We start from the raw sequence: 3,274 nt of genomic DNA on the forward strand, positions 1-3,274 counted from the left end.
CGGTGTACGTTGCGTCATTCCCGTCCCATGTCCCGGTGCACGACCACCGTCTCCACGCCCTCGGCCGCCAGGCGCGCGGCGAGCTTCTCCGACATCGCGACCGAGCGGTGCTTGCCGCCGGTACAGCCGATCGCGATGGTCACATACCGCTTGCCCTCGCGCCGGTAGCCGGCGGCGATGAGCCGCAGGAGTTCGGCGTACCGGTCCAGGAACTCCTTCGCACCGGGCTGGTTGAAGACGTAGGCCGCGACCTCCTCGTTGACACCGGTGTAGGGACGCAGCTCCGGGACCCAGTGCGGGTTGGGCAGGAACCGCATGTCCGCGACCAGGTCGGCGTCGACCGGGAGGCCGTACTTGAAGCCGAAGGACATCACCGTGGCCCGCAGTTCGGGCTCTTCCTCCCCGGCGAACTGGGCGTCCATCTTGGCGCGCAGCTCGTGCACGTTGAGGCTGGAGGTGTCGATCACCAGGTCGGCGTCACCGCGCAGCTCGCGCAGCAGTTCGCGCTCGGCGACGATGCCGTCGACGATGCGTCCGTCCCCCTGGAGCGGGTGCGGCCGGCGCACCGACTCGAAACGGCGGACCAGGGCCTCGTCGGAGGACTCCAGGAAGACGATCCGCCGGGTGACACCCCGGGTGTCCAGGTCGGCGAGGGACTCGCGCAGGTTGTCGAAGAAGCGCCGGCCGCGCACGTCCACGACGACCGCGATCCGCGCCACGTTGCCCTGCGAGCGGGCGCCCAGCTCGACCATGGTGGGGATGAGGGCGGGCGGCAGGTTGTCCACGACGAACCAGCCGAGGTCCTCCAGACACTTGGCGGCCGTGGACCGGCCGGCTCCGGACATACCGGAAATGATCACCAGCTCGGGGATGGCCGCCTCGGGGACCCCGGTCGTCTCGCTGCCCGTACTCACCTGTGCTCCGTTGTCCTGGCCCGTCTCCCGGCCGGCGTCGGGCCGGGCCGGGCCCTGGCCGGTGTCGTGCCGGACGGCCTCGCCGCCCGTGGCGCCGTGCGTCAGATCTCGCTGTGCGCCGGGCTGTGCGTCGTGCTCCGTCATGTCTCCTGCCCCCGTCGTTCGTCCGGGAAGCCCGCGGTCACGGGCTCCCCCGAGGAACCCCCCGTCGTGTCGGGTTCCTCGTCCTCAATGATCTCTCCGGTCGCCGTGTTCACGGCGGGTGCGGCCGGGGCCGCCTGGGCGAGGGCCACGGCGATGGTCTCCGCCGTCTTCCGGCCTATCCCGGGCACTTCCTGGATCTGCTCGATTGTGGCGGACCGCAGTTTCTTCACCGAACCGAAATGCTTGATGAGGGCCTGTTTGCGGGTCTCCCCGAGACCGGGGACGTCATCCAGCGGGCCGGCGCGGAAGCGCTTGGCGCGCTTGGTGCGCTGGTAGGTGATCGCGAAGCGGTGCGCCTCGTCACGCACCCGCTGGAGCAGGTAGAGCCCCTCGCTGGTGCGGGGCAGGACCACCGGGTCGTCCTCTCCGGGCACCCAGACCTCCTCCAGGCGCTTGGCGAGACCGCAGACGGCGATGTCGTCGATGCCCAGTTCGTCCAGGGCACGCTGGGCCGCTGCCACCTGCGGCTGACCGCCGTCGACGACCACCAACTGGGGCGGGTAGGCGAACTTCCGGGGCCTGCCGTCGTCGTCCTTGAGGGAGTCCGTGATCACGTCCGGGCCGGCGAGCGTGCCGTCGGTGTCCGCGCCGTCGCCGCCGGTACCGCCGTCGCCGACGAGATCGGTGCCGGTGCCGTCGGCCCACTCCCCCGTGCGCTCCTTCTCGGCGAGGTAACGCCGGAAGCGGCGGCTGATCACCTCGTGCATGGAGCGGACGTCGTCCTGGCCGGCGAAGCCCTTGATCTGGAAGCGGCGGTACTCGCTCTTGCGCTGGAGTCCGTCCTCGAAGACGACCATGGAGGCCACCACGTCGTCGCCCTGGAGGTGGGAGATGTCGTAGCACTCGATCCGCAGCGGGGCGCTGTCCAGGCCGAGGGCCTCGGCGATCTCCTCCAGCGCGCGCGAGCGGGTGGTCAGGTCGGAGGCACGCTTGGTCTTGTGCAGCGCGAGGGACTGCTGGGCGTTGCGCTGCACGGTCTCCATGAGCGCCTTCTTGTCGCCCCGCTGCGGGATGCGCAGCGACACGTTCGCCCCGCGGCGGCCGGTCAGCCACTCCTGGACCGGCTCGACCGGCTCGGGCAGGGCCGGGACCAGCACCTCCTTGGGGACGGTGTCCCCGCTCTCCTCGCCGTAGAGCTGCTGCAGGGCGTGCTCGACCAGGGCGCCCGTGGTGACGTCCTCGACCTTGTCGGTGACCCAGCCGCGCTGACCGCGGACCCGGCCGCCGCGTACGTGGAAGATCTGCACGGCCGCCTCCAGCTCGTCCTCGGCGACGGCGACGAGGTCGGCGTCGGTCGCGTCGGCGAGGACGACCGCGTTCTTCTCCATGGCCTTCTTCAGCGCCCCGATGTCGTCCCGCAGGCGGGCCGCCCGCTCGTACTCCATCTCCTCGGCCGCCTCCATCATCTGCTTCTCCAGACGGCGGAGGTAGGTGCCGGTCCGGCCGGCCATGAAGTCGCAGAACTCCTCGGCCAGCTCCCGGTGGTCCTCGGCACTGATCCGGCCGACGCAGGGCGCGGAGCACTTGTCGATGTAACCGAGCAGACAGGGGCGGCCGGTGCGGGCGGCGTTCTTGAAGACGCCGGCCGAGCAGGTGCGCACCGGGAACACCCGCAGCAGCAGGTCGACGGTGTCCCGGATGGCCCACGCGTGCCCGTACGGCCCGAAGTACCGAACGCCCTTCTTCTTGTGACCGCGCATCACCTGGACGCGGGGGAACTGCTCGTTCATCGTCACCGCGAGGTACGGGTAGCTCTTGTCGTCGCGGTACTTGACGTTGAACCGGGGGTCGTACTCCTTGATCCAGGAGTACTCCAGCTGTAGCGCCTCGACCTCCGTGGACACCACGGTCCACTCCACGGACGCGGCGGTGGTCACCATCGTCCGGGTGCGCGGGTGCAGGTTCGCCAGGTCCTGGAAGTAGTTCGCCAGGCGCTGGCGCAGGCTCTTCGCCTTTCCGACGTAGATCACCCGGCGGTGCTCGTCGCGGAACCTGTACACCCCCGGGGAGTCCGGGATCTCACCCGGCCTGGGGCGGTAGCTGGAGGGATCGGCCATGTCTCACACCCTACTGGCGACCGCCGACACCGCGTCGGGCGCTGTGCCGGGCCTGTGGATAACCCTCGCACCCGTACGGCGGCCCGCCCCGGCCGACGC

The 3,274-nt window shown here is 70.5% G+C and carries 2 protein-coding genes; both read right to left on the bottom strand.

Going from position 1 to position 3,274, the window contains the following annotated elements; genetic code table 11:
* Positions 1-14 precede the first annotated feature (14 nt).
* Positions 15-1,058 (bottom strand): RNase adapter RapZ, encoded by a 1,044-nt coding sequence (rapZ, locus tag H5J33_RS28480; RefSeq protein ID WP_181797702.1) that lies wholly within the window; start codon positions 1,056-1,058, stop codon positions 15-17.
* A complete protein-coding gene (uvrC, locus tag H5J33_RS28485; RefSeq protein WP_181797703.1) occupies positions 1,055-3,175 on the bottom strand; it encodes an excinuclease ABC subunit UvrC in 2,121 nt (706 codons plus the stop codon). The genes rapZ and uvrC overlap by 4 nt, the downstream gene beginning before the upstream one ends.
* Positions 3,176-3,274 lie beyond the last annotated feature (99 nt).

Origin of the sequence: Streptomyces sp. WELS2 (assembly GCF_013870595.1) — a bacterium.
Taxonomy (GTDB): domain Bacteria; phylum Actinomycetota; class Actinomycetes; order Streptomycetales; family Streptomycetaceae; genus Streptomyces.

Bases quoted from the DNA above. Each gene is read 5' to 3' on its own strand.
- uvrC (WP_181797703.1), bottom strand. From the start codon at position 3,175: ATGGCCGATCCCTCCAGCTACCGCCCCAGGCCGGGTGAGATCCCGGAC.
- rapZ (WP_181797702.1), bottom strand. From the start codon at position 1,058: ATGACGGAGCACGACGCACAGCCCGGCGCACAGCGAGATCTGACGCAC.